Genomic DNA, 22,439 nt, shown 5'->3' with positions numbered 1-22,439 from the left:
ACGCCGGCGCATCCGCCGACTGGAAGTGCAACTGTAAGATCCACGGTTGCGGTCCTCAGCAGAGGCCGCACAACCCGTCGCGTGAAGGGTCATGCAGTGGCCGAACCCAATGTCGTTCCCGATCAACCTCGCTGGGCTGACGGGCTGCCGTATTTCGTGCGCGACGGAAACGATTTGGTACCAACCGAAATCGCGCGCGGCGGATGGGGGCCGTCGCTCAGTGGCCATGTCGTCGGCGGGCTCTTGGCGTGGGCCGTCGAGCAAGCCGCCGCCGACGCCGGCCTGCAACCGGCCCGGTTGACCGTCGACCTGCCCCGGCCGACGGCGCTGGAACCGCTCCGGGTGCACACCCAGGTGCGCCACGACCGGCGGCGGTTACGGCTGGTCGAGGCCGTCATCAGCCAAAACGACGTCGTCGTGGCGCAGGCGAGCGCGCTGTTTCTGCGCCGCGGCCCGCAGCCCGACGGGCGGGTCTGGTCACCCCCGGTGCAGATGCCGCCGGTCCCGCTGGACCAGACCTACTCGACGCTTTTCATGCGCACCTACGGCTGGGGCTCGCAGGTGCAGAACCCCGATCCGGACTGGCCGCAGACCGACGGCCCGAAATACACCTGGATACACGAGACGCGCCCGCTGATCGACGACGAGCCGCTCAGCGCATTCACCCGCGCGGCGATGGCCGGTGACATCACCGCGTCGATCGCCAACTGGGGCAGCAAGGCACTGCAGTTCATCAACGCCGACTACACGCTCACGCTGAGCCGGTTGCCCGAGGGCGACCACATCGGGCTGGCCTCGCTCACCCACCACAGCCACGACGGCGTTGCCAGCGGCTCGGCCGTCCTGGTCGACACCGTGGGCCCGATCGGCACCGGACTGTCGGTTGCCATCGCGCACTCGGGATTTCGTCCGCCGTCCGCCGACCCGTCGGCGCGGTGAGTTCCGGTGACGTTCTGGTCGCTGATTGCCGAGGCCGCACGACGCGGCTCACCCCGGCCACTTCTCGCCGATGAGCACGGCCGCAGCATGACCGCACGTCAGCTCTCCGACGCCGCATGCGTCGCCGCGGCCGCGCTGGCCGAGCGGGGAGTCCGCCGGGGCGCCGTCGTGTCCTGGCAGTTGCCCACCACGCTCGAGACCGTGGTGCTGATGGCCGCGCTGGCCCGGCTCGGTGCGGTGCAGAACCCGATCATCCCGGTCCTGCGGGAAAGCGAAGTCCGCTTCATCACCGGCCAGCTGAACACTGAATACTTTGTGGCGCCTGGGCTTTGGCGCGGCTTCGATCACGGTGGGCTGGCTCGGGCGCTGTCGGCCGAACGGGGCTTCGAGGTCATCACCGTCGACCTGGCGGCGCCGCCGGCCGCCGGTGCGCTGCGCCTGCCCGGCGCCGATCCCGATTCCCTGCCGGCGCCGCCGCAATCCGCCGACGAGGCGCGCTGGATCTACTACTCGTCGGGGACCACCGCCGCTCCCAAGGGGATTCGCCATACCGACAGCTCGGTCATCGCCGGCTCGGCGGGGGTGGTCGGCATGGTGGGGGCCACCAGCAGCGACGTCGATCCGATCGCCTTTCCGGTCGCACACATCGGCGGGGCCGCGATGCTGGCCACCGCACTGCTGACCGGCATGCGGTTAGCGCTGTTCGAGGCGTTCGACCCGGCCGCCACTCCGCTGGCCATCGCCGCACATAATCCGACGTTCCTGGGCACCGCGACGCCCTTCTTCGTCGCCTACCTCGAAGCCCAACGGGCCCAAGGGAATCGGCCACTATTCCCGTCGCTGCGGGGATGCCTGGCCGGAGGCGCACCCATCACCGCCGAGTTGAGTCGACGGGTCCGCGACACCTTCGGGGTGGCCGGCATCGCCAACGCCTGGGGAATGACCGAGTTCCCCTGCGCGACATCCCCGTCGCTGACCGCGGCGCCCGAGGTCCTCGACCACACCGTGGGGCCGCCGGTGCCCGGCGTCGAAGTCCGCGTGGTCGACGGCGCAGAGAATGAACTGCCCGCCGGGCAGGAAGGCGAGCTGCGGCTCAAGGGACCCCAGTGCTTCCTCGGCTACGCCGACCCGACGCTGGACGCCGACGCCTTCGACGACCAGGGCTGGCTGCGCACCGGCGATCTCGGCCTGATCGACGCCGACGGCAACGTCCGCGTCACCGGCCGCACCAAAGACGCGATCATCCGCAATGCGGAGAACATCTCGGCCCTCGAGATCGAGAACGCACTCGCGGCGCATCCCGCCGTCGCCGACGTCGCCGTCATCGGGATCCCCGACCCGCGCACCGGCGAACGGGTCTGCGCCGTCGTGGTACCCGCGACGGCCGACGGCGTCACGCTGGAATCCCTTGTGCAACACTGCCGATCACGCGGGCTGAGCCGCTACAAACACCCCGAGCGCCTGGTCGTCGTCGACACCCTCCCGCGCAACCAGTTCGGCAAGGTGATCAAGAAGGACCTGCGCGACGCCTTCGGGTGATGCTGGACGCCTGGGCCCGGCACGCTTATTCGCGCGGATGTAACGCCACGGCGAGATTTCGCCCGGATTTCCGCCGTGGCGTTACGAGCGCGGACAGACGCGGACATGCGCGGACGGGTGCGGACGGCTAGAGGCCCTTGGGGGCGTCGCGGACCGCCTGCACCGCCGCCGCGTCACCCTCGAAGTCGACCCGGGCGGCTCGCCCCACGGCGAACAGCAGCAGCTCCTCGGGCGCCCCGGTCACCGTGACCGCCGGGCCCCGCCCGGCGGTGAGCACGGTCTTGCCCTCCGGGGTGCGCAACGCCACCCGGGCGGGCACTTTGGCCAGGGTGAGCCGGGCCATCAGCGGCAGGGTGCGTCGCAGCGTGCGGGCCAGCGCCGGCTCCAGCGCACGCGGCGTCCAATCCGGCTGGGCGCGTCGCACATCCTCGTGGTGGATGAACATCTCGCCCACATTGGCGACCGGGTCCAGCAACTTGAACGGGGAGTAGACCGGCGGGCCGGCGGCGACCTTGTCCAGCAACTCGTCCCAGTCGTTCTGCGCAGTGACCTGGCTCTGCACCTTGGCGGTGTGCGAGGCCAAGAACGGGATCATGATGCCCGGCGTCGCGTCGGGCCGATACTCCCGGATCACCAGGTGCGCGGCCAGGTCCCGCGTCGTCCAGCCCTCGCACAGGGTGGGCGCATCCGGGCCGACGCCACGCAGAGTTTCCACCAGGGCGGCGCGTTCCCGTCGAGCAACAGACATGGGTTCAGCGTAGGGCCAGCCCCCGGGCGGCGACCATCGATTACTCGGTAAATTTGAAACGTCAAGTTGTCGAAGGGGAATGCCATGAACGCGCGCGTCGAGCAGTTGGAGTTTCAAGCCGAGGCTCGGCAACTGCTGGATCTGATGGTCCACTCCGTCTACTCCAACAAGGACTCGTTCCTGCGGGAGTTGATCTCGAACGCTTCCGACGCACTGGACAAGCTGCGGCTGGAAGCCTTCCGCAACAAGGACCTCGACGTCGACACCTCCGACCTGCACATCCAGATCGAGGTGGACAAGGATGCGCGCACCCTGACCATCCGCGACAACGGCATCGGCATGACCCGCGCCGAGGTGGTCGACCTGATCGGCACCCTGGCCAAGTCGGGCACCGCCGAACTGCGCCAACAACTCCGCGAAGCCAAGAACGCCCAGAACGAAGCCGCCTCAGAGGAACTCATCGGCCAGTTCGGCATCGGCTTCTACTCCAGCTTCATGGTGGCCGACAAGGTCGAACTGCTCACCCGCAAGGCCGGCGAGAGCGAGGCCACCAAGTGGGAGTCGAGCGGCGAGGGCACCTACACCATCGAATCGGTCGAGAACGCCCCGCAGGGAACCTCGGTCACCCTGCATCTGAAGCCCGAGGACACCGAGGACGAGCTGCACGACTACACCTCGGAGTTCAAGATCAAGAGCCTGGTCAAGAAGTACTCCGACTTCATCGCCTGGCCCATCCGGATGGAGGTGGAGCGGCGCACGCCGGCCACCGAAGAGGGCGGCGAGGAGACCGTCACCCGGGAGGTCGAGACCCTCAACTCGATGAAGGCCCTGTGGGCCCGGCCCAAGGACGAGGTCTCCGAGGAGGAGTACAAGGAGTTCTACAAGCACATCGCGCACGCCTGGGACGACCCGCTCGAGGTCATCGCGATGAAGGCCGAGGGCACCTTCGAGTACCAGGCGCTGCTGTTCATCCCGTCCCACGCCCCGTTCGACCTGTTCAACCGGGACGCGCACACCGGCATCCAGCTCTACGTCAAGCGGGTGTTCATCATGGGTGACTGCGACCAGCTGATGCCCGAATACCTGCGTTTCGTCAAGGGTGTTGTTGACGCACAGGACATGTCGCTCAACGTGTCCCGCGAGATCCTGCAACAGGACCGGCAGATCAAGGCCATCCGGCGGCGGCTGACCAAGAAGGTTCTGTCCACCATCAAGGAGTTGCAATCCGAGCGGCCCGACGACTACCGGACCTTCTGGACCCAGTTCGGCCGGGTGGTCAAGGAGGGTCTGCTGTCGGACTTCGACAACCAGGAGACGCTGCTGCAGCTCTGCTCCTTCGCCTCGACGCACAGCGAGGAGGAGGCCACCACGCTGGCCCAGTACGTCGAGCGGATGAAGGAAGGGCAGACGCAGATCTTCTACGCCACCGGCGAGACGCGCCAGCAGATCCTCAAGTCGCCGCATCTGGAGGCGTTCAAGGCCAAGGGCTACGAGGTGTTGCTGCTCACCGACCCGGTCGACGAGGTCTGGGTGGGAACCGTCACCGAGTTCGACGGCAAGCCGCTGCAGTCAATCGCCAAGGGCGAGGTGGACCTGAGCGCCGAGGGCGAGGAGAGCCAGGCCGAGCGGGAAGAGCAGCAGAAGGAATTCGCCGATCTGCTCGCCTGGCTGAAGGACACCCTGTCCGACCACGTCAAGGAGGTCCGGCTGTCCAACCGGCTGACCGACTCGCCGGCCTGCCTGATCACCGACGCCTTCGGCATCACACCGGCGCTGGCCCGGCTCTACCGCGCCTCCGGGCAGGACATTCCGGTGGGCAAGCGAATACTGGAACTCAATCCCAAGCACCCACTGGTCACCGGCCTGCGCCAAGCCCACCAGGACCGCGCCGACGATCCGTCCGTCGCCGAGACCGCGGAATTGCTTTACGGCACAGCGCTTCTGGCCGAGGGAGGCGCCCTCGACGACCCGGCCCGGTTCGCCGAGATACTGGCCGACCGGTTGGCCCGCACCCTGTAGCCCCGGGCCGCGCAGCAAATCGGCGAATTCGGGGATTGAAAAGCGCCGGGCAGGGATACTTTAAGTCCCATGGCCGAGTTCCGCGTGATCGACCCGCACGGGCGGGTGGTCGCGACGCAGAATTTCGCCGACGCCGAGGCCGCACACGCCTGGTTCGTCCACTCGGTCGGCGGCAGCACCGAGCTGGGTTGGCGGATGGAGGTCAACGACGACGGGCAGTGGGCGTTCTTCGATGACACCGAGGGCTTCACCGCCCCGGTGAGTCGACGGCCCGAACGGCGCTGAATCCGGCTCCCGGAGACCGAACATGATGGGCGCCAACCTGATTGGGTGACCCACCGCCGCCGTCGCGAGACGGCCGTGACGTGCCGCGTACGCTCCCACCATGCACGTCGACGCGATGACCGTTCCGCAGCCGCTCGGCCAGATCGGCGACCTGGCCCGGCGAACCCAATCCGCCGGGTTCTCCGGGCTGTTGTTCACCGAGACGGGCCGCACCGCCTACCTGAACGCCGCCGTGGCGTCGCAGGCCGCGCCCGGGCTCGAGCTGTCCACCGGCGTCGCGGTGGCATTCCCGCGCAGCCCCTTCGTCACCGCCGCGGTGGCGTGGGAACTGCAGGAAGCCACCAAGGGCCGCTTCCGGCTGGGGTTGGGTACCCAGGTGCGTACCCACGTGGTCCGGCGCTACGGCGCGGCCTTCGAGCGGCCCGGCCCCCGGCTGCGCGACTACCTGCTCGCCGTCAAGGCGTGCTTCGCGGCGTTTCGGTCCGGCACGCTCGAGCACCACGGCGACTTCTACGACCTCGACTTCATCACCCCGCAGTGGAGCCCGGGACCCATCGACGCGCCCGACCCCAAAGTCGATATCGCGGCGGTGAATCCGTGGATGCTGCGGATGGCGGGCGAAGTGGCCGACGGCGTGCACGTCCATCCGATCGGCGAACCGGGCTACCTCGCCCGTCACGTCCTGCCGACGGTCGCCGAGGGCGCGGCCAAGGCGGGACGCTCACCGTCGGACATCGCGATCATCGTGCCGGTAATGACGATCGTCGGGGACAGCGACGAGGAGCGCGACCAACAGCGCGAAGCCGTGCGGGCCAGCATGGCCTTCTACGGCAGCACGCCGAACTACGCGTTCATCTGGGACGAAGCCGGGTTCGAGGGCACCACCGCCCGCATCCGCGAGAAGCAGAAGGCCGGCGACTACGCCGGGATGGCCGCCCAGGTCAGCGACGACCACATCGCCGTCTTCGCCACCGAGTCGACGTGGGACGGGTTGGCCGACGCGCTGATCGAGAAATACTCCGGCACCGCAACACGTCTGGTCATGTACAACTCGGCGGCTGACCCGGAGCGCTTCGAGCGGTACGGCGAGGTGGCCCGCCGGATACAGCACGCGGTCAGCGGCTGAGCTGAATCGCCTTGACCACCAGCAGCAACGCGCCGACGACCAGGTAGCCGCGCAGGGCGATCATCGCCAGCCGGGTTCCGGGCGACCAGGTGACCGGCTCGAGCAGCGTCAGCGGCGGCATCCGCCAGGTGCTGCGGTCGACGCCGCGCGCCGGAAGCCGCGGGCCGGGTCGCGCGGGCTGACGACGGGCCAGCCAGCGCAGCACCGGGGCCGCACCGGCCGCCAGGATGATCAACGCCAGCGTCAGATAGCCGGCGACGGCGACGACGTTGAGGTCGGGGAACAAGGTGGTGGCCATCAAGATCCCGGACAGCAGCAGCAAAGTGCCGACGATCAATCCGGCGACCCAGTTCAGCCAGGCGCGATTGACCCACGGCCCCAACACTTCTCGGTCATTGCACAGCAACAGCAGAAAGACGCTGGCGCTGGGCAGCAGCAGACCGGCGAGGGCCTGCACCGCGGTGGTGATCAACCCCAGCGGAGCGCCCGGGATCAGCACGATGGCCGCGGCCACCACCACCATCGCGGTGTAGGACAGATAGAACTGTTTGGCGTCGGCGAAGCCGCGATGCAGCGAATGCTTCAGCCCGAACACGTCACCGAAGGCGTAGCTGGTGGCCAGGGTGACCGCGGCGGCGCCGATGATCGAGGCGTCCATCAGCACGATGGCGAAGATCGAGCCGAGCACCTGACGGTGTTGGCCCAGCAGGTGCGCGGTCGCGCCGGCGTCGGTGAAGCCACCCACGGTGTCGGTGGAGCGGGCTGCCCAGTCACCGGTCATCACCAGCGCCGCGGCGCCGATCACCACGACGAACGCGCCCAACACGGTGTCCGCGCGCTCGTAACCCATGAACCGGGGCGTGATGCGCTTGTCGACCACATTGGACTGCTGGAAGAACAACTGCCACGGCGCCACCGTGGTGCCCACGATGGCGATGATCAGCAGCACCGCGTCCGAGCTGACCCCACCCGAAATGCTGGGCACCACAAAGGACTTCGCGGCGCGTCCCCACTGCGGGTGCGACATCAGCAGCATGGGGATCTGCAGCAGGGTGATCGCGATGAAAATGAACATGGCCCGCTCCCACCGGCGGAAGCTGCCGCTGGCCATGATCGCTACCAGTGCCACCGCCGACACCGGCACCACAACGTATTTCGAGACGCCGATGTACTCGGCGGCCAGGCTGATGCCGATGAACTCGGTGACGATGGTCAAGAAATTGAGCAAGAACAGGTCGCCGACCGAGAACCAGCCCCAGCCCCGGCCGAAGCGCTCGTTGATCAGCCGCGCGTGCCCCACCCCGGTGACCGCGCCGAGGCGCACCACCATCTCCTGGTTGACGATGAGCACGGGTACCAGCAGCAGCAACACCCACAGCAGCGAGTAGCCGTAGTTCTGGCCGGCTTGGGCGTAGGTGGCCACCCCGCCCGCGTCGTTGTCGCCGACCATCACGATGATGCCCGGGCCGACGATGGCGAGCAGGGTCAGCAGCCGTGTCTTCCAGGTTCGGGCGTGTTCGGTCTCGCCGACCCGGATGCGGCCGAACGCGCCCTCGATGTCGCCCAAATGCGCGCTGTCGAGCACTGCCGTGCCCCGGGGTTCCACCGGCTCGGCGCGGCGGGTGTTCTCGCCGCCTGAGCTCACGGTGCGTTACCTCCGGGCAGCGGGCGGTCCTCAGCGGTGGTGATTTCGCGAATCGGGCGGGGCGCGGGCTCTCGGCGGCGCCAGTCTTCGGGGATGGTGGCCTCCAGCACGTCGTCGACGGTCACCACGCCGAGCAGGTGGTCCTGCTCGTCGACGACGGGGATCGAGTAGAGGTTGAAATCGGCCATCAGCAACGCGATGTCGGTCAGGTCGGCGTCGGCGTTGACCCGCACCGGATCGGAATCCATCAGCCGCTCAAGGGTTTCGGAGGGATCGACCTGTAGCAGGGTGATCACCGAAACGACGCCGTCGAGCCGGCGGTCCTCGTCGAGCACGTGCACCTTGATCAGCGCCTCGGGCTGAATGCTGTGCGAGGAGGCGATCAACGCCAGCGCCTCGGCCGCCGTGGCGCTGGCCGCGCAGGAGACCGAGTCGACGTTCATCAGCCCGCCGGCGCTTTCGGGGTTGAAACCCATCAACGTGATGACCTTGGTGCGTTGCGGGGCGGGCATCAGGTCGAGCACGCGGCGGCGCCGCGACTGGCGCAGATCGACGATCGCGTCGGCGGCGTCGTCGGCGCGCATCCGCCCCAGCAACGCGGCGACCTCGTCATCGGGCATCTCGTCGAGCAGCCGGCTGGCCTTCTCCGGGTCCAGCTCTTCGAAGACGTCGGCTTCCAGTTCGGGGTCGCTGTGCACCCGGTCCAGGATCTCGCCGCCCTCGGCCTTGTCGGCTTCTTCCAGCAGGTCCGCGATCTCGGCGGCCTTGAGCTCGCCGAACCGGTCCGAAAGCCGGCGCACCGCATCGGAGCGGGCGTGGCCGATCAGCGGCTCGAACGCCTTCCAGTCGCGCGACGCGTGGCCCCCGGAGTGCTTGATCAGCCCGAACAACCGGGGCGGACGGCGGGTGTCCAGCCGGGCGACCATCCAGCCGGCGGCGGTCTGCTCGAGTTCGATGTCGTAGGCGCGCACCAGCTCGACGGTGGCCACGTCGATCAGCCGGTGGCCCAACACGTCGGTGCGCAACAACACCTCGCCTTCCCGGCGTTCGAAGCCGCGAAGGTCAATCTTGTTCTTGGTCAACAGGACTCGATCCGCGGAGTATTCGTGAATCGATTTGTCGCCGACGAACACCCGCCGCCCGCCGACGCCGGCCACGATCCCGGTCACCAGCGGGTACTCGTCGGCTCCGCGCAGCCGCACGATCACGTCCTCGACCCGGCCCACCGTTTCGCCCGAGCGCGCCAGCACCGGCGCCCGCAGCAGTTGCGAGAGATGGATGACCGGCTGCCCGGGGGCCTTGTCCTCCGATGTGCCCACGTATCCCTCCTCAAGGCGGTACGACCGAACCCGCCGACAACCTACCCCGAATCCAGGCCGTGCTGGCGGCTACCGCGTCAATGTGGCCGGGCCGCCAGAGCGTACGCCGCGGTCGCGGTGGATGGCTACCACCAATAGGTAAACGGCAGAAGGCTATTGGGGTCGCCGCTACTGTTTGTCGACCTTTCCGGCGATCTGTTTGGCAATGTCGATGCCGAGGTCGCCGACATCTTTGCGGCACGCGTCGACGTCGATGACGATGTTGTTGCGGGCGGTCAGCGCACGCTGACAGGGCATCGTCACGTTCACGCCGTTGCCGTTGACGGTCACGGTCACCTGGCTGCTCAGCATCCCGTTGGCGTTGGTTACCGGCCCCACCTTCCAACGCAGTTCCGGGTTGGTGCCGTCGGCGGGAACCGTGTCCTGGCGATTGGCGCACGCGGGCCAACGCGCAGACGAGGCGGACAGGAAGGCGCTCGCCTGCTCGGGGGAGGGAAACAGCACGACAAATTGGTACACCTCAGGGCTTTCCAGTTGATTGGCGCCCGCGGGGGTGGGCGCCAGATCGTGGTAGCCGTAGACCGCGGTGCTGCCGCTGCCGGCGTATTCGGATGCCAGGCCGGCGTGCGTGGTGTATTTGCATTCGGCGGGGAATGTGTAATCGGTGCGCCGGACGGGGTCTTCTCCGAGGGCGGTGAACGGGGGATCGCTCGTCGTCCCGGTCACGCCCAGCGCGGTGTCGATGTCGTTGGGGCTGAGCATCAGGTCGGGCAGCGCGCCCCGAGCCAGCGGCGTCTTGGGTGAGGCCGTGCTGCCGGTGGCCGTCGACGAGGAGGCGGCGCCGTGATTGCCGGCGCCGCAGCCGGCGACGAGCATTCCGGCGGCGGCGAGTGTTGCGGCTAATCGGCGCACAGTTCAGTGCCCTTCCCGCGCGAGTCGGCTCCCCATTTTTCGGAGCTTACGACAGCAGGACGGTGCCAACTGCGAATTCGCGACAGCTGCGCCCGGTTGGACGATGCTGAACCACGGGCTATGTTCGCCGGGTGTCTGTTGTGCAGTTCACCTCGGTATCGCCGATCGTCCCGGTCCGAGACCTCGATGTCGCCCTGGACCGCTATCGCCGGCTCGGATTCGACGCGCGGGCATACCAGGGCCCCGAGCGGTACGGTTTCGCCGACCGCGGATCGGTGTCGATCCACCTGACCGAATGGGACGAGCACGACCCGTCGTGCACGGCCGCCAGCGTCTACTTCTACGTCAGTGACGCCGACGCCCTGTATGCGGAGTGGGCGGCGTTGGACAACCTCGGCGGGCGCCTGTTGGCTCCGCACGACACACCGTACGGTTTGCGCGAATTCGCCTACGTGGACCCCGACGGCACCGCGCACCGGGTCGGCTCGCCGCGCAGCTGATCACGTCTTTTCCGTTGAGAACGGCGGAATTTCGTCAGCTGTTGGGGCCGATGCGGCCTGGCTGCGGGCCAGCGCCACCGTCGCGGCCGCCATCACCGCCACCGAGATGCCCAGTGCCAACAGGCCAATGCCGTTGGTCCGCAACGTTTCACCGAGCACGGTGACGCCGAGCACCGACCCGATGATCGGCTCGGCGACGGTCACCGCCGGAAGCGACGCCGTCAGCGGGCCGGCCCGGAACGCCGACTGCTCCCAGGCGGTGGCCGCGATGGCCAGCAGCACCCACACATACAGCTCGGGTGTGCGCAGCAATGCCGGGATGCCGCGGTCGAGTTGGTCGACCACGCCCTTGGTCAGCACCGCAAACAGGCCCCACAGCGAACCGGACATCAGGCCGAGCAACAACGCGGCGACCGGGCCGGGATACAGGCGTGCGCCGAGCACGCACCCAATCAGCGCCGGCCCCATGACCAGTGCCACGATCGTCCACGTCTGCAGCGATCCCCGCGGGGTTCCCTCCTGCGGGTCGCCCACCGTGACCACCACCGCGACGGCGGCGGCCAGCAGTAGCGCCCAAACCGCTTGCCGCCCAGTGATTCTGCGGCGGTTCACCCGCGCGCTGATCAGCAGGGCGAACAGCAACGACGTCACCAACAGCGCCTGCACCAATACCACCGAGCCGAAACCCAGCGCTGCGGCCTGAAAGCCGAATCCGCCGGCGGCCACCAGGCTTCCGGTCCACCAGCGCCGGTCCCGCAGCAGTCGGCGAAACAGCGCGACGGTGCCGACCGGTTGATCCGTGACCTGCTGAGCCGATTGCTGTTGGGCGACGTCGCCCGCACCCACCATGAGGGCGGCCGCGACCGCGAGCACCGTCGCGATGTCCGTTCTGCCCACTAGCTCTCTTCCGTGTGTATCGACACCCGCAACCCGAGTCTTCGCGCCGAGCCTCAGCTGTTGCGCCGAATCCTGAGCGCCGTGGTGATCATCGGAATCTGCAGCGGCAGCCGGGCCAGCGCGGCGATCCGCATCGGCCACGGCTTGTCCCACCACAACCGGACCATGTTCAGGTTGCCCGGAAAGACGCCGACGAACAGGATCGCGGCGGCCAGCGCGGCGGCCCGTCGGGTGCGTCGCGGCACCAGCAGCGCCCCGACCGTCAGCTCGGCCACCCCCGAGCCGTAGGTGTAGAGCCTTGGGCTGCCGGGCAGTTCGGCGGGAATGATGGAGTCGAACGGTTTGGGCGCCAGGAAGTGCAGGGTGCCCACCCCGAGCAGCATGGCCGCGACGCGGTAGGCCGCCAGCTCGGTGGCGTCACGGGCAGCGGCTGATCTGGTTGTCATGGACCCATTGTGTCCCGCGCCCCGGGCGCTGCGGCCACCGGTAAGCCGCGATCGGCATGGGTGTCGCGACCGCGTGTACTAACCGTTTAATTGTTAGCGCGGTCACAGACCGGCCCACACCGAACTTAGGCCAATACTATTGTCTATACAGTATTTGATACGATTCGCCGCGACTGACCGCTGCCAGACCGTTCGAGGTTGAGAACATGGGTACACCCGTAATCGTCGGAGCCGTTCGAACGGCGATCGGCCGTTCCTTCAAGGGGACGCTCGTCAACACCCCGCCCGAGACGCTGATCACCGCGGTGCTTCCCGAGGTGATACGTCGCTCCGGTGTCGACCCCGCCGCGATAGACGACATCATCTTCGCCGAATCCCATTACGGCGGTGGCGATCTCGCGCGTTACGCGGCGGCAGCCACCGGCCTGGAGGACATTCCCGGCCAGTCGGTGAACCGGCACTGCGCGGGCAGCCTCACCGCGATCGGCAACGCCGCGGCCCAGATCGGATCCGGCATGGAGCGGGTGCTGATCGCCGGCGGCGTGCAGTCGTTGTCGATGACGCCGCTGGTCAACTGGCGCATCCCGGGCCCCGAGCTCAAGTTCGAGGAACGCTGGATGCCGCCGACCCACGTCGAGGCGCCGGACGCGCCCACCCGGGACATGTCCATCACCGTCGGCTGGAACACCGCCAAGACGGTCGGCATCACCCGCGAGGAAATGGACGCCTGGGCGGCCCGCTCGCACCAGCGCGCCATCGCGGCCATCGACGCCGGCAAGTTCGTCGACGAGATCCTGCCACTCAAGATCACCCAGGCGGACGGTTCGGTCACCGAGTTCGCCGTCGACGAGCATCCGCGCCGCGACACCACGGTCGAGAAGCTCGCCGGCCTGAAGGTGTTGCACCCCGAAATCGAGGGCTTCTCGATCACCGCGGGCAACAGCAGCGGCACCAACGACGCCGCCGCGGCGGTCGCGCTGGTCGACCGGGAGTACGCCGAAGCCGAAAAGCTCAATGTGATGGGCACGGTGCGGGCGTGGGCCGCCGCGGGCGTGCCGCCGCGCGACTGTGGCCTGGGCGCGGTCAAGGTGATCGGCAAGGTCCTGCAGCGGGCCGGGTTGTCGCCCGACGACGTGGCGCTGTGGGAGATCAACGAGGCGTTCGCGTCCGTGCCCATCGCGGCGTGCCGGGAATACGGTCTCGATGAGGAGAAGGTGAACTTCTCCGGCAGCGGCTGCAGCCTCGGCCACCCCATCGCGGCCTCCGGCGCACGCATGGTGACCACGTTGACCTACGAATTGGCCCGCCGCGGTGGCGGTATCGGCGTGGCGGCGATGTGCGCCGGTGGCGGCCAGGGCGGCGCGGTCGTCATCGAGGTCTAGCCGGGCCTCAGTTGCAGAACGTGTAGCCGATGAACTGGGTGCCGCGGGTATCGCCGCTCGAGTAGTTCGCGAAGTGCACCGCGGGCATCCCGTGGTACTGGGTGTTCATCTTCTGCACGTCCGGCGGCGGCACGTCCTTGGGGAAGGCCAGGATCATGTCCGCGAAGATCTTCAGGCCCGCCTGGCAGATGGCCTCCCGGCGCGGCGGCTGCGGGTTCCACGCGTGCACCACCACCGGCTCGGTCAGCTGAGATCCGGTCGCGCAGTTGGGATCGCAGAGTTTGAACACCGCCGTCCCGGTGCCGTCGGCGCCCTGCGGCCCCCAGGAACTCCACGACATGTCCTGCAGCGCAACGGCCACACTGGCGCAACCCAGCACGTTGAGTTTCTTGGGACGCTCGACCGGCAGGACCGACGGGTTGTAACAGCCCGGGATCGCGTAGCTCTCCGGCGTCGGCGGCGGTCCGGCGGCGGGCGCCGTCGCGCCGTGATCGCCCCGATCCAGCTGCATCCCCACGGCGGTGAGCACACCGATCAGCACCGCGGCCACGATGCCGATCACGATGAGTCGCCCCCGCGAGATGTGCCGCGACCGCCTGGACAAAGGAACGTTGCCGCTCACGTCACCAGATTACGGGGCGAAAATCGGGTCTGGGGCGGTCCGCGCCGACGGGGAATCAGAGGGTAAAGTTGGTCATCGCTACCAACATATTGAGGATTTCGCATGAATGACCATGAGCTGGCCGCGCGGTTGGCCACCGAGGCCGGTCGGCTGCTGCTGGGGGTTCGGGACGAGTTCGCCGACGCTCCGGCAAGCGAGCGGAAAGCGGCGGGGGACAAGCGATCCCACGATTTTCTGATCGAGGCGCTGGCTGCCGAACGGCCCGGCGATGCGGTGCTGTCCGAGGAAGGCGCCGACGACCCGGTGCGATTGCGCTCCGAGCGGGTCTGGATCGTCGACCCGCTGGACGGCACGCGGGAGTTCTCCGAGCTCGGCCGCGACGACTGGGCGGTGCACGTCGCGCTCTGGGAGGCCGGCGAGCTGGTGGCCGGCGCGGTGGCACTGCCGGCGCAGGGCGTCACGTTCGCGACCCCCGAGGTCGCGTCACCCCCCGTCGCGCCGGGCAAGCCGCGCATCGTGGTGTCGCGCACCCGCCCGCCCGCCATCGCGTTGAACGTGCGGGACGCGTTGGACGGTGTTCTGGTGGAAATGGGTTCGGCCGGCGCCAAAGTGGCCTCGGTCGTCCAAGGGCTCTCCGACGTGTACGTGCACGCCGGCGGCCAGTTCGAATGGGACTCGGCCGCGCCCGTTGCGGTGGCGCGGGCCGCCGGATTGCACACGTCGCGCATCGACGGGTCGACGCTGGCCTACAACCAACCCGACCCGAAGCTGCCCGATCTGGTGGTCTGCCGTCCCGAGCTGGCCGACGCCGTCCTCGCGGTCACCCGCTGACGGTCCTCGAGAGTCGCTGGCGCGCTTGGTCTTTCGCGCTAGGACGCGGGCCTGGGCAAAGGCCGCGACTCTGCGCTCAGAGCAACGCCTGCTGCCAGGACAGGATGCGTTCGGCCAGTTCAGGTCCGCGGTCCTCCTGAATGAAGTGACTGGCGTTGATGCGGGCGTGCGGTTGGCCCGCGGCGCCCGGAATGTGCTTGATCAGCGGGCTGTCCGCGTGGCCGAGGATGGGGTCGCGGGCGCCGAAGATGGCCAGGAACGGTTTTTCCCAGCGGCCGAGGGCTTCCCACGCCTTGCGGTTGGCCGGAATCGCGGGATCGGCCGGCGAGGTGGGCACCAGCTGCGGAAAGGCCCGCGCCCCGGCCTGATACGTCTTGTCGGGGAAGGGCGCGTCGTAGCCGGCACGCACCTTGGACGACACCCGGCGGACGGTCCCGACGCTGACGATGCGGCCGGCGGGCAGCACGGGGGAGTAGCGCGCGAAGGCTCGCCACGCGTAGAAGGCGGGCGGGGTGCGTCGCTGCGCGGTGGGAAGAAAGCCGTTGGCCACCACCAGCCGTCCCACCCGGTCGGGCTGCTCGGCGGCGATGCGCAGCCCGATCAACGATCCCCAGTCCTGCACGAACAGCGTGACGTCGCTGAGGTTGAGGTGTTCGAACCAGGAGACCACCCAGTCCACGTGCCGCTGGTAGGAGTAGTCCTCGATCCGGCTGGGCTTGTCCGACCGGCCGAAGCCGATCAAGTCGGGTGCCAGCACCCGGTTTCCGGCGTCGGTCAGCGGCGTGATCATGGTGCGGTACAGGTAGCTCCAGGTGGGCTCGCCGTGCAGCAGCACGATCGGTGGCCCGTCGATCGGCCCCTCGTCCAGGTAGTGCATGCGAAGCGGCCGGGTGTCGCGCGCGGTGACGTCCAGATAGTGCGCCACGAACGGGTAGTCCTCCAGGTTTTCGAATCGGGAGTCCGGGGTTCGCAGCACATGCATATTCAGCTCCTCGGCGTGAACCGGCACCTCTGCTAGCCTCTCTCGCCGACGGGCATTCGTCTAGTAGCAGATTCGTTGAGCTACACCGTTGCGGCCACTAAACTGGCCTCTTCATGGCAATTCGGCGCGCGGTGCTGCTCATCGCCGACATCGGCGGTTACACGCATTACATGCAGTGGAACCGGACGCATCTCGCGCATGCCCAGCTGACCGTCGCGGGACTGCTGGAGTCGGTGATCAACGCGGGCAAGGGCCTGAAGCTGGCCAAGCTCGAGGGCGATGCCGCGTTCTTCTGGGCGCCGGACAGCAGCGCCAAAGTGGTGGTCTGCGAGCGGCTGTCGCGGATGCGCACGTCGTTCCTGCAGCGGCGCGAGCGGATGAAAAACGACATCGCCTGCCAGTGCGCGAGCTGCGCCCAGCTGGAGCAGCTGTCGCTCAAATTCGTGGTTCACGTCGGCGAGGTGGCCGATCAGCGGGTGAAGCGGCACGTCGAACTGGCCGGATTCGACGTCATTCTGGTGCATCGAATGCTGAAAAACCTGGTGCCGGTTGCGGAATACGTGCTGATGACCGATCCGGTCGTGGACTGCCTCGACGAGCCGATGCGCGCGCTGTGCATGCCGCTGGTGCACGTGTTCGAAGGGATCGGCGAAACGCCGACGTACTACATCGACTTGGCGGAAGTGCGGGTTCCGGTCACCGAGCCGCAGCGCAGTTTGCTGCGTCGGCTCGGCGCGACCATGAGGTTCGAGTTCAACTCGCTGCCGTTCACCCTGGGCATGAAGGAGCCCGCGGAAGGGTTCCGCAACTTGGGCCGGGGCGGGGAGGAGATTCCCGCGTAGCGCGGGCGGGACAGCTAGCCGGACCGGGCGGCCAGCGCGCGGCCCATGCGCGACAGCGCCTCGGTGAGGATCGCGCGCGAGGTGGCAAAGTTCAGTCGCAGGTGTCCCGCCCCGCCGGTTCCGAACACGTGGCCGGAGCTCAGCGCCACCCGGGCGTGCTCGAGGAACCAGCGCGCGGGCCCGGACAGGTCGGCGACCACGGCCAGACCCTGTGCGGCGTCCTCGGCGAAGCCCAGCTCTCGGCAGTCCAGCCACGCGAGGTAAGTGCCTTGCGGCCATTGATATTTCACGCCCGGAAGATGTTCGGCCACCAGCTCGCCCAGCAACGCGCGGTTCTGGTCCAGGCCCTGCAGCGTGGCGTCCAGCCATCCGTCACCGCTGCGGAATGCCTCGGTGTGGGCGATGACGCCGAGATGGCTGGGCCCGTGACTGACCTCCTCCGGCATCCGGTTCAGGTCGGCCGCCGCCTCCGGTCCGGCGATGGCCAGGGCCGCCTTCAGTCCGGACAGGTTCCAGGCCTTGGACGCCGAGGTCAGCGCGAAGGCGTTCTCCGCCCCGGCCACGGTCAGGAAGGGGGTGAATCGCGATCCCGGCAAGATCACCGGCGCGTGGATCTCGTCCGATACCACGCGCACGCCGAACCGGCGGGCGAGCTCGGCAACTCCGCGCAGCTCCGCGGCGGTGTGCACCGACCCGGTCGGGTTGTGCGGATTGCACAACAGGTAGGCGACCTTCGCCGTGTTCCCGGCGCGGGCGTGTGCGAACGCTTCTTCCAACGCGCCCAAGTCAATTCGGCCGCCGTCGTCCAGTGGTGCCTCGACGACCCGGCGGCCGTCGTGCGACACGAATGCGTAGAACGGCGCGTACACCGGCGGGTTGACGACGACGGCGTCGCCCGGGTCGGTGACCAGGCGCAGCACCTCGACGGCGCCGAGCATGACGTCGGGAACCAGCGCGGTGCGGCTCACGTCGAGGTCGTGCCACTGCCAACGCCGCGCCGCGAATTCGCTCACCGCCTCGGCGAACGCGGTGCCGCAGGGGTAGCCGGTGTCGCCGTGGTCGATCGCCGTTCGCAGCGCCTGCGCCACCGTCGGCGCCAGTTTGACGTCCATCTCGGCGACCCACAGCGGCAGCACGTCGGCGGGATGGGCGCGCCATTTCATGCTGGTGCGAAGCCGCAGTTGGTCCAGCGTGAGTTCCTCGAACGGGTTAAACGTCACTCGGGCAGATTAAGGCAGTTGAGTGGGCGAACGTGGTCGCGGCCGTACCCGGGCTGCCGTGCTCGCTGGAGATCCCGACCACGCTGCCGCTTTACGCCTTCGACTGAACGTGTAACGTACGTCGCAGACATTAGGCCAGCTAGGAGTTCGCCGTGTACACACTGCGCTTCGACATGCGTGATCCCGAATGGGCCGCGCCCCCAGCCGATCTGTACGCCGCGGCGCCCGAAATGGCGGCCTGGGCCGAGGAGCACGGCGGCCTGGCCGCCGTGCTGTGTGAACACCACGGCTCCGAGGACGGCTACCTGCCGTCGCCGTTCCTGCTGGCCTCCGCGGTGGCCGCGCGGACGCAGCGGCTGGCGCTGAGCCTGATCTTGATCCTGCCGTTCTACGAACCCGTGCGGCTGGCCGAGGACATGGCCGTGCTCGACATCATCAGCAACGGGCGGGCCTCCTACATCCTGGCGCTGGGCTACCGGCCCGAGGAGTTCGAGCATTTCGGTGTGCCGATCAAGAAACGCGGACGCCTCTGCGACGAGAAACTCGCGCTGCTGCGCCGACTGCTGGCCGGTGAAACCGTCGTCGAAGACGGGCGGCGGATCACCGTGACGCCCCGCCCGCTGACTCCCGGCGGGCCGGGGCTGATGTGGGGTGGGGGCACGATCGCCGCCGCCCGTCGGGCCGGCCGGTACGGCCTGGGCATGCTGGGCAACGCGAACGCGCCGGGCATCCAGGAGGCCTACGAAGAGGCCTGCCGCGAGCACGGCCACCCGCCCGGCCCGACGATGTTCCCCGACCGCAACACGCCCTCGGTGGTGTTCGTCGCCGAGGACGTGGATCAGGCGTGGAAGGAGATCGGCGAGCACCTGCTGCACGACGTGCGGACCTACGCCGCATGGAATCCCGGGGACGAGACGACGGCGGGCTTCAGCCACGTCAACACCATCGACGAGCTGCGTGAGACGGGGACCTCGCACGTGATCATCTCGGTGCCCGAGGCGATTTCGCGGGTGAAGGCCGGGCAGGTGCTCAACCTGTCGCCACTGTGCGGGGGACTGCCGCCGGACATCGCCTGGCCGTACCTCAAGCGCGTGGGCGAGGTCGTACTGCCCGAGGCGCTCGGCCATTAGCTATACCGCCGAGCGTCACGCCCCCTTACCGCCGAGCGTCGAGTTATGGTGGAAAATAAGCGATTTCGGCGCAACAACTCGACGCTCGCGGGCTAGCGGGGCTGGTTCGGCACTCCCGGGAACAGCTCGCCCGTCGGACCCGCGGTCACCCAACCGCCCAGCTTCGTCACCAGGTGCGGCGCGAAAACCGCGCCGTAGAGCGCATTTCCGATGACGACCACGGCGACCACGGACAGGACCGACGCACCGACCCGGCTCTTCGACCGGTGCTCGGCCCACATCTCGATGACGTTGCGTCCCTGCGCGTCAGTGCGACCCAACAGGTAGGTGAAGAGCATCATCTGGATGGCCATCGCAACCGAGTCGTAGAGCGGGTACTGGTGCACGGTGCCCTCGCGGATCGCCAGCCCCGGAATCACCCGGCCGTAATAGAAGACCCCGAGCTTGGCGCCCAGGAATCCATTGAAGAACAGCGCCCAGCAGAAGCCGACGACAAGGCCCACGACCAACAGCGTCTGGGGCCTGCGCCAGCCGAAGCGCGCGCTCAGCCAGCGCCCGAGGGCGGTGCCCGTCACCGCCGGCAGCACGAAGTAGGAGATGTAGCCGATCGGAACGAACAACGGCAGCCCGCCCCAGGTCATGTTCAGCGGCCACCACGACGGCATCCGGGGGATCGCCGGCGGGAACTGTGCGTACATCGCCCAGTCGTAGGGCGCCTCGATCCAGGAGAACGACATCGCCGAAATGCACAGCAGCAGAAGCGGATGCAGGCGGCGCCGGCGAACGCTCAGGTAGATGCCGAACGCGGTGAACCCAATGCCGCCGATCAGCGCGAAATCACTGGCCGCCTGCATCACCGGCGTCATCTGCGAGCTCATCGGTCAGCCTGGCGGCTCCGGCGGGCTTGCGGGTCGAAGCGCAGCACCAGCCCGAAGATCAACACGATCAATCCGAACAATGTGCCGAGCATGATGACAGCACCCACGGCCGCACCCCTTCCGATCCGAGCTCGACTCATTAGATAGTGCACACTATCCTAAAGTCAACCATCGACGAGAGGACAACCACGTGGCCCAGCGGCCATCCACCAGGCGCGGCGCGGCAGCGGCGCCGGCCTCGATCCGCCGGCCCCGCGGCGCGCCGCGCCAGCTGCTGCTCGACACGGCCCGGGCCCGCTTTGCCCGGCAGGACTACCGAAGCACCACGACACGCGAAATCGCCCAGGCCGCAGGGGTAACCGAGCATCTGCTGTTCCGCCACTTCGGTTCCAAGGCGGCGCTGTTCCGCGAGGCGCTGGTGCTGCCGTTCACCGATTTCGTCGACGAATTCGGCCGCACCTGGCAGGCTGTGGTCCCCGAGCAGACCGACGAGGAGGAGCTGGCCCGGCGGTTCGTCGGGCAGCTCTACGACGTGTTCGTCGAGCACCAGGGTCTGCTGTTGACGCTGATGGCGTCCGAGGCGTTGAGCGAGGAGGAGAAGGCCGACGCCGGCATCGCCGAGGTCAGGCGGGCAATCACGACGCTGGGCCGGATCAGCGCCGAGGGCATGCATCTGCGGGGCCTGCGGTCCGACCATCCCGACCTGCCGGCGCATTCGACGGTGGCGATGATCGCGGGCATGGCGGCGTTGCGGTCCACCTACTTCGGCGCCGAGCCGCCGTCCCGGGAAGTCATCGTCGACGAGCTCATCCAGGCCATCCTGCACGGCTTCCTGCACAGAAACGGCTGATCCGTTCAATTCGCCACCGCACCAGAGGAATTGGTTATGACAGGCACCAGCGCGATCGAGTTGTACTACGACCCTTTCGATTCTGACATCGACGACAACCCGTACCCAGTGTGGCAGCGCATGCGCGAAGAAGCGCCGCTGTACTACAACGAGAAGTACAACTTCTACGCGCTGAGCCGCTACGAAGACGTGGCACGCGAATTGCCGAACTGGCAGACCTACCAATCCGGGCGGGGCACCACCGCCGACATCCTGTTCTCCAATGTCGAAGTGCCGCCGGGCATTCTGCTGTTCGAGGACCCGCCGCTGCACGACCTGCACCGCCGCCTGCTGTCGCGCGTCTTCACCCCGCGGCGGATGCTGGCCGTGGAGGACCTGGTGCGCGGATTCTGTGTCCGTGAGCTGGACCCGCTGGTGGGCGCCGGCGGCTTCGATTTCATCAGGGATCTGGGGGCGATGATGCCGATGCGCACCATCGGCTACCTGCTGGGCATCCCCGAGGAAGACCAGGAGAAGATCCGGGACCGCAGCGTCGCCAACATCGAGTTGTCCCGCGACAGTGACCCCGCCGCGGTGGACGCGAACGTGTTCGCCAACTCGATCGCGTTGTTCGCCGAATACATCGAGTGGCGGGCCGATCATCCCTCCGACGATCTGATGACCGAGCTGCTCCGAGCCGAGATCGACGAACCCGACGGCACCCGGCGCCCGCTGTCGCGCACCGAGGTGCTGGCCTACACCGCGATGATCGCCGGCGCCGGCAACGAGACCACCGCGCGGCTGATCGGTTTCATGGGACAGCTGCTCTCCGACCACCCGGATCAACGACGCGAACTCGCCGCCGACCCGTCGCTGATCCCCGGGGCGGTCGAGGAGACGCTGCGCTTCGAACCGCCGTCTCCGGTGCAGGCGCGTTACGTGGCGCGGGACGCCGAGCACTACGGCCGCGTCGTCCCGGAAGGGTCGTTCATGTTGCTGCTCAACGGTTCTGCGAACCGCGACCCGCGCCGCTTCACCGATCCCGACCGCTACGACATTCACCGGCAAGGGGGAGGCCACCTCAGCTTCGGCCAGGGCCTGCATTTCTGCCTCGGTTCGGCGCTGGCCCGAATGGAGGCGCGGGTGGCTTTCGAAGAGGTGCTCAAACGCTGGCGGGACTGGGAAGTCGACTACGCCAACGCCGAGCGCGCGCGCACCGCGAGCGTGCGCGGGTGGGCGCGGCTGCCGGTCGTCACCGGTGGTTAGCCCTCGACTGTCACGCCAGCGTGACGCTCGAGGTCGACCGTCACGCCAGCGTGACGCGCGAGGTCGACTGTCACGCCAGCGT

Annotated in this window: 22 protein-coding genes; 12 read left to right on the top strand and 10 right to left on the bottom strand. The window is 68.2% G+C overall.

Annotation, left to right across the window (positions count from 1 at the left end; translation table 11 throughout):
• Positions 1–96 precede the first annotated feature (96 nt).
• On the top strand, positions 97–939 hold the full coding sequence (locus MAA44156_RS11440; RefSeq protein ID WP_009976345.1) for an acyl-CoA thioesterase domain-containing protein: 843 nt from the start codon (positions 97–99) through the stop codon (positions 937–939).
• 6 nt (positions 940–945) lie between these two features.
• Positions 946–2,478 carry a class I adenylate-forming enzyme family protein gene (locus MAA44156_RS11435; RefSeq protein WP_023879920.1) on the top strand — a complete coding sequence of 511 codons (1,533 nt, stop codon included), beginning with the start codon at positions 946–948 and terminating at the stop codon, positions 2,476–2,478.
• Between the two features lie 127 nt (positions 2,479–2,605).
• On the opposite strand, the gene MAA44156_RS11430 is transcribed toward MAA44156_RS11435, so the two are convergent.
• Positions 2,606–3,226 carry a TIGR03085 family metal-binding protein gene (locus MAA44156_RS11430; protein ID WP_023879921.1) on the bottom strand — a complete coding sequence of 207 codons (621 nt, stop codon included), beginning with the start codon at positions 3,224–3,226 and terminating at the stop codon, positions 2,606–2,608.
• Positions 3,227–3,310: 84 nt separating this feature from the next.
• Between MAA44156_RS11430 and htpG the strand changes: the two genes are divergently transcribed.
• From htpG to MAA44156_RS11415, 3 genes are all read left to right on the top strand, one after another.
• The gene (gene htpG, locus MAA44156_RS11425; RefSeq protein WP_009976349.1) at positions 3,311–5,245 is read left to right on the top strand and encodes a molecular chaperone HtpG; all 1,935 of its coding nucleotides are present in this window, start codon (positions 3,311–3,313) and stop codon (positions 5,243–5,245) included.
• A gap of 69 nt (positions 5,246–5,314) precedes the next feature.
• Complete coding sequence (locus tag MAA44156_RS11420; protein ID WP_009976351.1) at positions 5,315–5,530, top strand: hypothetical protein; 216 nt, start codon at positions 5,315–5,317, stop codon at positions 5,528–5,530.
• A 100-nt stretch (positions 5,531–5,630) separates the two neighbouring features.
• Complete coding sequence (locus MAA44156_RS11415) at positions 5,631–6,656, top strand: TIGR03617 family F420-dependent LLM class oxidoreductase (protein WP_011724609.1); 1,026 nt, start codon at positions 5,631–5,633, stop codon at positions 6,654–6,656.
• Here the strand turns inward: MAA44156_RS11415 and MAA44156_RS11410 are convergent.
• From MAA44156_RS11410 to MAA44156_RS11400, 3 genes are all read right to left on the bottom strand, one after another.
• Positions 6,646–8,301, bottom strand: coding sequence for an NRAMP family divalent metal transporter (locus tag MAA44156_RS11410; protein WP_009976355.1), 1,656 nt, complete (start codon positions 8,299–8,301; stop codon positions 6,646–6,648). The two genes, MAA44156_RS11415 and MAA44156_RS11410, sit on opposite strands and share 11 nt — an antisense overlap.
• Positions 8,298–9,620: a magnesium transporter MgtE N-terminal domain-containing protein gene (locus MAA44156_RS11405; RefSeq protein WP_009976356.1), complete on the bottom strand. Its 1,323-nt coding sequence runs from the start codon at positions 9,618–9,620 to the stop codon at positions 8,298–8,300. Before MAA44156_RS11405 ends, MAA44156_RS11410 begins: the two co-directional genes overlap by 4 nt.
• 168 nt (positions 9,621–9,788) lie before the next feature.
• A complete protein-coding gene (locus MAA44156_RS11400) occupies positions 9,789–10,532 on the bottom strand; it encodes a sensor domain-containing protein (RefSeq protein ID WP_011724610.1) in 744 nt (247 codons plus the stop codon).
• A 140-nt stretch (positions 10,533–10,672) separates the two neighbouring features.
• Between MAA44156_RS11400 and MAA44156_RS11395 the strand changes: the two genes are divergently transcribed.
• Entirely contained in the window at positions 10,673–11,032 is a 360-nt protein-coding gene (locus tag MAA44156_RS11395) for a bleomycin resistance protein (RefSeq protein ID WP_009976358.1), read from the top strand.
• Here the strand turns inward: MAA44156_RS11395 and MAA44156_RS11390 are convergent, their stop codons facing one another.
• Entirely contained in the window at positions 11,033–11,929 is an 897-nt protein-coding gene (locus MAA44156_RS11390; RefSeq protein WP_009976359.1) for a DMT family transporter, read from the bottom strand. It lies immediately after the preceding gene.
• A 53-nt stretch (positions 11,930–11,982) separates the two neighbouring features.
• Positions 11,983–12,375, bottom strand: coding sequence for a DoxX family protein (locus MAA44156_RS11385; protein ID WP_009976360.1), 393 nt, complete (start codon positions 12,373–12,375; stop codon positions 11,983–11,985).
• 206 nt (positions 12,376–12,581) lie between these two features.
• On the opposite strand from MAA44156_RS11385, the gene MAA44156_RS11380 reads away from it, so the two are divergent.
• Entirely contained in the window at positions 12,582–13,757 is a 1,176-nt protein-coding gene (locus tag MAA44156_RS11380; RefSeq protein WP_009976361.1) for a thiolase family protein, read from the top strand.
• A gap of 7 nt (positions 13,758–13,764) precedes the next feature.
• On the opposite strand, the gene MAA44156_RS11375 is transcribed toward MAA44156_RS11380, so the two are convergent.
• Positions 13,765–14,319 (bottom strand): hypothetical protein, encoded by a 555-nt coding sequence (locus MAA44156_RS11375; protein WP_003872429.1) that lies wholly within the window; start codon positions 14,317–14,319, stop codon positions 13,765–13,767.
• Between the two features lie 162 nt (positions 14,320–14,481).
• Between MAA44156_RS11375 and MAA44156_RS11370 the strand changes: the two genes are divergently transcribed.
• Positions 14,482–15,210 (top strand): 3'(2'),5'-bisphosphate nucleotidase CysQ, encoded by a 729-nt coding sequence (locus tag MAA44156_RS11370; RefSeq protein ID WP_003872428.1) that lies wholly within the window; start codon positions 14,482–14,484, stop codon positions 15,208–15,210.
• A gap of 76 nt (positions 15,211–15,286) precedes the next feature.
• Here the strand turns inward: MAA44156_RS11370 and MAA44156_RS11365 are convergent, their stop codons facing one another.
• A complete protein-coding gene (locus MAA44156_RS11365) occupies positions 15,287–16,192 on the bottom strand; it encodes a haloalkane dehalogenase (RefSeq protein ID WP_003872427.1) in 906 nt (301 codons plus the stop codon).
• Between the two features lie 113 nt (positions 16,193–16,305).
• Between MAA44156_RS11365 and MAA44156_RS11360 the strand changes: the two genes are divergently transcribed.
• Positions 16,306–17,034, top strand: a complete 729-nt coding sequence (locus MAA44156_RS11360; RefSeq protein WP_003872426.1) for a DUF2652 domain-containing protein — start codon at positions 16,306–16,308, stop codon at positions 17,032–17,034.
• Between the two features lie 14 nt (positions 17,035–17,048).
• Here MAA44156_RS11360 and MAA44156_RS11355 read toward each other — a convergent pair whose 3' ends face one another.
• On the bottom strand, positions 17,049–18,197 hold the full coding sequence (locus MAA44156_RS11355; RefSeq protein WP_263423776.1) for a MalY/PatB family protein: 1,149 nt from the start codon (positions 18,195–18,197) through the stop codon (positions 17,049–17,051).
• Positions 18,198–18,406: 209 nt separating this feature from the next.
• Between MAA44156_RS11355 and MAA44156_RS11350 the strand changes: the two genes are divergently transcribed.
• A complete protein-coding gene (locus tag MAA44156_RS11350) occupies positions 18,407–19,384 on the top strand; it encodes an LLM class flavin-dependent oxidoreductase (protein WP_003872424.1) in 978 nt (325 codons plus the stop codon).
• 92 nt (positions 19,385–19,476) lie between these two features.
• Here the strand turns inward: MAA44156_RS11350 and MAA44156_RS11345 are convergent, their stop codons facing one another.
• Positions 19,477–20,262: a spirocyclase AveC family protein gene (locus MAA44156_RS11345; protein WP_009976367.1), complete on the bottom strand. Its 786-nt coding sequence runs from the start codon at positions 20,260–20,262 to the stop codon at positions 19,477–19,479.
• Between the two features lie 190 nt (positions 20,263–20,452).
• Here MAA44156_RS11345 and MAA44156_RS11340 point away from each other — a divergent pair, with 190 nt between their 5' ends.
• Positions 20,453–21,112 carry a TetR/AcrR family transcriptional regulator gene (locus MAA44156_RS11340; RefSeq protein ID WP_009976369.1) on the top strand — a complete coding sequence of 220 codons (660 nt, stop codon included), beginning with the start codon at positions 20,453–20,455 and terminating at the stop codon, positions 21,110–21,112.
• Positions 21,113–21,148: 36 nt separating this feature from the next.
• Positions 21,149–22,357: a cytochrome P450 gene (locus MAA44156_RS11335; protein ID WP_009976371.1), complete on the top strand. Its 1,209-nt coding sequence runs from the start codon at positions 21,149–21,151 to the stop codon at positions 22,355–22,357.
• Positions 22,358–22,439 lie beyond the last annotated feature (82 nt).

Origin of the sequence: Mycobacterium avium subsp. avium (assembly GCF_009741445.1) — a bacterium.
GTDB classification, from domain to species: domain Bacteria; phylum Actinomycetota; class Actinomycetes; order Mycobacteriales; family Mycobacteriaceae; genus Mycobacterium; species Mycobacterium avium.
Note: the sequence above shows the minus strand (reverse complement) of the source record. Positions and strands in the feature narration are given on the sequence as shown.